Below are 7025 nucleotides of genomic sequence, written 5' to 3'. Positions count from 1 at the left end.
TCAAACGAGCAAAACTGAAAGCAGAGAGAGCAAAAGCAATTTGGCAACAAAGCAAACCAATCAAAAATACTTTAGCAGAAACCTATTTACGTATGCGGGGGATCACATGTGATTTGCCTACAGATTTACGCTTTTACGACAAGTGCCCACACCCCTCTGGGGTTACACTGCCCGCGTTGATTGCTCTTGTTAAGAGGGCTGGCTCCTTTGCTATTCATAGAACCTTTTTACAAGCCAATGGCTGTACAACAGATCAAAGATCAGCAAAAGCCATGTTGGGATCTGTAACGGGTGGCGCGGTGCATTTAAGTCAAGCCAATCCAAAACATAAGGAATTATTTAACAAACTTTAGAGCTTTTATGCTGTTGCAACTATCTTCGTGAAATTTATGAAGACAAAACCCAAAAGGCGGTCGGCCTACAAAACGCTATGAATAGCTCACCTTGGTGAAAAATCATAGGACCACACAATAGAGAAATCTCTTTTGAAAGTTTTTCAAGCCAATCGCTCAACGCTCTTTTTAGTGACATTCTCTTCATTGCTCTTTTTTCAAAGAAAATGATCAGAGTTCTTCTTACAAAAAGTTTTGTTGCCTTTGGAGAGTTATTCCAATGTTTATGTTATTTTTTTAATAACAAAAAATAAAAAACATTATATTTTAATATTTTTGTTTAGGATCTTGAGCTACTCTATGGAAATTTCTATTTTTGTAAAAAATCCAAACGTGCAACAGCATGGTAAAATATATTTTTATGACGTTGGTAATGATCTCAAGAGAAAAGAAAAACTTACGATAATAGGAGTCATTTGGGAGTATTGATGGTATTAAGTGAATATCAGCTACAATATCATCTGGATTTATATTACTCGTAATTGGCATTTTGAATGCATGGCTCATTTGTTCTGCGAACTATTGGACTTGAATGTTTAATCTATAAAGCCCAGTATTGATGATATTAGAATAAAAGCCATCTTGATGTATAAGTTTAATCGAATGCAAATTGAGAACATTCGATATAATAACAAGCGTATGCTTCTTAGCTAGCCCTCTTTAAGTAAGATAATAAGGCCACCTGCTATACTGTTCTGATTGGGGTTGAGCTCAGCTTTATAATAAACATCAAGCTGAAATACCTATAATTCTTTCTCATCAAAAATCTTGAATAAAAAAGGCAAGTTGCTGCTTAAATTACTGCTAATATCAAAAAAATCAAAGCCAATTTTGCAACCATCTTTGATACTTTTAGTATATGAAATCCCGAGGCAAGCACCATATCGTTCTTCCATCGGTATGTCCTATATCTATTCACGAAACATAGCTGCTTCAGAGTGGGAAATACTATATATCTGTAGCAATTTCTTTTAATTTATTCATATCAAAATACAAATCCGATACCTTTCGGCAAAATTTATCAAGATAAATAAACAATTCATCAGAGAGAGAGATCTTTTTTTCTCGAATTCTCATTAAATCCTCAGTTTTATTATTTAACGGATGCGCTTCAAAATTACTTGCACGATTTCCTGCTAATTTGGTAGGCATATAATGATTTATGATGTTACAAAAACTACAATCTAAAGGGCCAGAAACATTACTTCCAACCATACCAACGTAGTTATTTTTATTCTCAAAACACTTATATAATTCTTTAATATTACCTGCAAATGGCTTATAAACAAAAGCATTATAGCCATATTCGTGAATTTTTTCATAACCACATTTCACGAATGTCTCATCAGCGATATTTAAGAAACCCAAATCTGGAATTTTTGAAGGAAATTTCACAGGCTGTTCTATTCCAAACAAATTATTCTTATCTATCCTATCAATAAAATAATTCCACTGCTCAAAATTAATACTTGCATTGAAATCAATAATAAATTTTACATTTTTGTTTTCGTTAACAATTGCAATTGTATCATCCAAATACTGATTCGATGATTTCAATTTTATCAAATCGTAATTACGTATCTCATCATCAATAATTGCACCTATTCCTATCGTTTTAATAGATTTTATTAATCCAGAATTAGTAATTTTAGCCATTTCAACTTTTTTAAAAAAATCTTCCACCCCAAAGAAATAGCTTAAAGAATTTGCAAAGTGTTTACTTTTATTTATTGATCGTTCATTTACAGATTTTATAAAATCGTCCGGCATTTCTCCGTGACTAGGTGACAATGGCAACTCCATAGCAAAGGGCGAAATAACTTTATCCTGAGCAGTAAATAAAATTATCAGTTCTGTTTTTTCAACTAACACACCAGAAGAACTGTGAAAAGAATCCGATAGTTTATATTTATTGGTGTAAACTCTGATGCGTATATCCATATTTTATCTCACAGCCAGAAAAAAAATCCCGTATCATATTTAACTGAAATCTATTCTCATACTTTTTTCTATTTTCAAAATTAACTAAAATGAACTCGGGAGTAGCGATGCGTATTAGAGCTAACACTTCTGCCAAATCGAATCTTTCCGATAAAGTAATCGTTACACTATATGGTACGCTATCTTTTTTCATACATTCTATGTTACGCACCCACGTTTGTTTATATTTTTTATTGTCTAGATTTCTTATCTCTGAAATAACATCTGTGCCTATTTGTATCCCTAAAAAGAACGGATTACTCTTTAATAGCTTCAAATATGGTTGAATAGAGATGTGCCCCCCTGTTGCAATCCGAAAATATTTTTTACAAATAAGACACATACAAGTATATTTATGAAGTAAATCATAATCGAGCTCAAAAGGCTCTCCACCAGAAAGAATAATAAAATCAGATTTTATGTCATTTATTGTATATAAAGATTCAAGCAACGCATCATCTCTCACCATACATTCCATCGAATACGAACAATGATTGCAGCCCGCACTGCAATTTTCATTACAAATTACAATATTATCGCCCATGAAATTCCTTATTCAAGCTCATATAATCCAATACTAATTGTTTCATGAAAATATTTTGGTATAGACAAAGATCAGAAATTTTTTTAGACACAAACGCTTTTATCATTGGTAAAGCTTCATCCTTTGATATAGACAGCAAATGAGAAATATAGTCTATCCGTTCTTCTAAATTGAGAGATAATCTTGGACTGGTGAAAAATGTTAAGATATCCAATTCCGGACTGGCTTCTTGACATAAATCCCAATCCACTACCATAAAAGAACTATCAGGAGTAACAATGATATTATCAGGATGTAAATCTCCATGTGATAAGATTATATTCTTGCTTAATCGATCTTGAAAGATCTTATTGATTTGATCAATAATCGCCTTTTGATGTAGCAAATCCATTTGGCTCAATACAGTACCCCGGATAAACTCCCATTCGACGACTTCATCGCAAAGTGTTATCAAATTTGGTGCAGGATAGAGACTTTGTCGAAAAGAGCCATCCTTGATGTTTTCATTAATGCACGATGCTTCCGGATAAATTTGCCCATAGCAAAACTCTTGATGCTTGCGTTTCAAGAAATGTTGTTTTGACGATTGTGCATTTTCAGGCTGTAACCAAATGATTTCTTGTTTTCTGACAAAAATAATTAAAGCAGACACCCCAAAAATCACAGCCATAACTACTGCCAACCACAAATTAGCTTGCCAGAATGTTGAAAAAACATGACCGTATAAAAAACTGAATGCAAAGGATACAACAGCTGTAATAATGGCTGTAAATGATAAAACAGTCGCGATAGCTTTGGGATCAATCAGTGAATTTATAAGAAGAGACGACAGATAAGATCGATAAGCAGATTTAAAAACACATAGCAGTAAAAATCCTAATATAAGAGCCGCAATGATTTGAAATGACATGAGAAAAAAAGCAATGGTTACCATACAACCAATCATTAAGACGGGAAAAATAGGATTTTGAAACTTTGAAAAATACTTCTGAAACAATATATTGGAACTTGCTGAAAAAAAATTCCCAATGATAAAAATAATCGAAACCAAAATAGCAGGTTGAAACGGCAAAAAATCAGAAAATGCGATAGAAACAGTTCGATTATTAACCAAAATAGCAAAAGCTGAAACTGCACTTAAAAAAATAAGAGTGAAGCGATAAGGATTTTTGACTTCTTTACGGCTGGCGCACAGAACTGTGAAAATACTCGGATGAGCGTTGATATGAAAACTATCTAATCCCTTCGTCAGTTTTGAAAACATAAAAATAGCAAAAATTAATGAAAATACTTGAAAAATCACAGGCAATGCAGGATGCACATAATAAAGTATTCCCCCTAAAAAAATAAGTACCGTTGTCATACTATAGGTAACAGCAGCCACTTCGGACTTAACGGAAAACAGTGTGCGATGCTTTGGTACTACAGAAAAGAGTAAACTATCTTCCGCACCTGAGAAACAAGCGGCCGCTAATGTAATACACAACAAATAAGTAGCGTAAGCAAAAAATGCATAATTCATAAAAAGAGCTAAAAAACCGCAAAGAAAGAAAAACAGTCCAGTATAAATAACGCGCTTACTTCCATAAACATCTGATAATAAACCCAAGGGGACCTCTAAGATCAAAGGAAGCAATAAAAAATAACTACCGATTAAAACAATATCCGCTTGCGACAAATGCAATTTTTCCGACAAAAAAAGTGGTAAAACAGCAACCACTAGAGCAGTAGACTTGCTAACGCTATAAATCTTAAATTGCTTAACCTTATCCACAAAATACCTTCCCACGACATCCGCTACATGCGCCAGATTCTTTCAAAGATTTTAAAACGCTTTGAGCAGACCAATCTATTGCCTCATAATTTTGTAGATTCCCAAAAGCTTCTGAATAAAAGCAATTTTTTAAATCTCCATTATAGTCCAATACCAAGGATGAAAATGGAAATAAACACATTAACGACGACGAAACGTACGTAGAATTTTCGCCTAAGTAATAATTAATACAATTTACAAAATTTTGTGACGTCCATGAGATTTTCCTTTCTTGGAACTTTTTATCTATATAAATCTGGAGGAGAGATTCTTTCCTTAATAACTCATCTCTCAAATGAAAAAGTGAGGCGTTTGGCGGAAGAATTTTGTTGCTTAAAGCCTTAGATCGATCCTTTGTATTATTGTTTCTAGAAAAACAAAATGACGACGTATCGAGCGGGTTGAATCCGATATAATCGACATCTTTGCTTATACAAAAATCGATAAAATTAATAATATTTTCTAGAATCTCTTTGGTAACTGTCGCTCTTATTCCTATACTTTGCAGAGGTTGAAGATTCTTAACTGTTTCAATGTTTTCCCACACGCGATCAAATTTATTCGCCCCCCGTATATCATAATATCCTTGGACACTAGTCGAATCCATAGAAATAACAATTTCTTTTATGTCATACTGTAAAATCCATAAATTTTTATGCAATAAGATGCCATTGGTATTTAATTCAACAGGCAGACCTAGTTCATTCAACGTTAATAAAATATCTTTAAGCCTCGGATGCATTAAAGGTTCTCCCCCAGAAAGCATCACTGAGGCAGCTCCTTTTTCTTTCAACATTCTAAATAAGGGTATTAAACTTTCTGGAGTATGCCAATTTTTTTCCTTAATCTTCCAGCAATCGCACATGATACAAGGGCTATTGCAGTTCTGGATAATATGTATAATAGGTGTTACAGGTGCCCATAATTTTTTAAGATCAAAAATCGAATCTGACGCACTAATCAAGTTTTCCTTTTTTAAAAGAAAACCATTCTTTTCTAATTCTCTTAACAAGATTGAAAAATCTGATGCTAAGACCTCTGTCTCTACATTAAGCTTTGCCGCAACAGTTTCAATTTTCTGATTCTGTAAAAAAACTGAATCAATTAAAATTATAGCTGAATCATTAAGCACAATAGTCTGAAAATCATTTAATCTAGTTATGCTATTCTCGTCGAGATTAATACGAAACATCTCCCCTCCTAAATTGTTTCTTAATAATACAATGGATAAGGGCGCTGCTGCGCCCTTATCCTGCTTTTTTATTTTTTTCTATCTCGCGCCAATGGTTTATAACAAGTTAAACTTGCACTATTCACAGTACCAATCACCTGCGGCTTTTTATATGACATAACATCCTCCTCATATTGCTATTATGTACCTTATTTATATTCAAGACATTGTGATTTACAACTTTATAATTGTAAAGTCAATTTAACTGTATTACGCAATATTCAGTTTGGAAAATAAATTGGCCTATACCGGTATAAATCGAAAAACTCTTGTACTCAGCTAGTTTCCATTTTAATTATTAAGTTCATTCAAAAAGTATTATTCCTGTTTTCAATGGCTATTTCACTTAAATCGCAATAAGAAATATGCAATGCTCTGCTTTATCAAGTAATTTTAAAAAGGTTTTTTTGGGCTGAAATAAAGAATAGTTGTTGCGTAAATCAGCTTCTCAGAAGAAAAATTTTTCAATTATTTTTCTGTTTTAATTGTAATTTTGTGAAATACTACTTGCGGTGAAATTACTTTTAAAAGAGGTTCTACTCGACGCCAAAATACAAACTTTTATTTCTTATTAAAGATACAATCATATTGATTTATAATGATAATTTAGCATTATTCATATCGAATAAGAATCCCAAATAACGTAGGATTCTCTCATTTCAAATCTGTGTATGTTGAATCAACTAAAACCACTTGCTTGCACGTCACAAGCCGGCTTGTTACTTCATAAGCGTAAAGATGGAGGTGCTCAATGGATTTTACGGNGCCGGCTTGTTACTTCATAAGCGTAAAGATGGAGGTGCTCAATGGATTTTACGGTATACCCTTCACGGACGTCGTCGTGAAATGGGCTTGGGAGCGTTGCGAAACGTTTCTTTAAAAAAAGCCCGTGAATTAGCAAATCAATGGCGTTCTGTTTTGCATGAGGGTCGTGACCCCATTAAAGAACGCAACAAACAAAAGCGTGAAGCAATAAGCAATCTCCATTACTTAAAAGATATTGCTGTAGATGCTTTTGAAAGTCGGAAAGCTGAATTAAAAGATGATGGTAAGGCTTGTGATTGG

The 7025-nt window shown here is 33.3% G+C and carries 5 protein-coding genes and 2 pseudogenes; 2 read left to right on the top strand and 5 right to left on the bottom strand.

What is annotated here, in order from left to right; all coding sequences use genetic code 11:
* Nucleotides 1-353 (top strand): annotated as a pseudogene (locus ACFIMX_RS01120) (virulence-associated protein E); the annotation flags it as partial.
* Nucleotides 354-1135: 782 nt separating this feature from the next.
* On the opposite strand, the gene ACFIMX_RS01115 reads toward ACFIMX_RS01120, so the two are convergent.
* From ACFIMX_RS01115 to ACFIMX_RS01095, 5 genes are read right to left on the bottom strand one after another with little or no spacing between them, the layout of a single operon-like run.
* Nucleotides 1136-1288 carry a hypothetical protein gene (locus tag ACFIMX_RS01115; protein WP_375693911.1) on the bottom strand — a complete coding sequence of 51 codons (153 nt, stop codon included), beginning with the start codon at nt 1286-1288 and terminating at the stop codon, nt 1136-1138.
* Nucleotides 1289-1340: 52 nt separating this feature from the next.
* Nucleotides 1341-2333, bottom strand: a complete 993-nt coding sequence (locus ACFIMX_RS01110) for a hypothetical protein (protein WP_375639719.1) — start codon at nt 2331-2333, stop codon at nt 1341-1343.
* On the bottom strand, nt 2302-2916 hold the full coding sequence (locus ACFIMX_RS01105; protein WP_375639720.1) for a hypothetical protein: 615 nt from the start codon (nt 2914-2916) through the stop codon (nt 2302-2304). The genes ACFIMX_RS01110 and ACFIMX_RS01105 overlap by 32 nt, the downstream gene beginning before the upstream one ends.
* Nucleotides 2906-4690, bottom strand: coding sequence for an MFS transporter (locus ACFIMX_RS01100; RefSeq protein WP_375639722.1), 1785 nt, complete (start codon nt 4688-4690; stop codon nt 2906-2908). Before ACFIMX_RS01100 ends, ACFIMX_RS01105 begins: the two co-directional genes overlap by 11 nt.
* Complete coding sequence (locus ACFIMX_RS01095; RefSeq protein WP_375639723.1) at nt 4683-5921, bottom strand: radical SAM protein; 1239 nt, start codon at nt 5919-5921, stop codon at nt 4683-4685. The genes ACFIMX_RS01100 and ACFIMX_RS01095 overlap by 8 nt, the downstream gene beginning before the upstream one ends.
* An 804-nt stretch (nt 5922-6725) precedes the next feature.
* Between ACFIMX_RS01095 and ACFIMX_RS01090 the strand changes: the two are divergent.
* A pseudogene (locus ACFIMX_RS01090) lies at nt 6726-7025 on the top strand (Arm DNA-binding domain-containing protein); the annotation flags it as partial.

This window comes from Bartonella sp. AD24XZML (genome assembly GCF_042196485.1).
GTDB lineage: Bacteria > Pseudomonadota > Alphaproteobacteria > Rhizobiales > Rhizobiaceae > Bartonella.
Note: the sequence above shows the minus strand (reverse complement) of the source record. Positions and strands in the feature narration are given on the sequence as shown.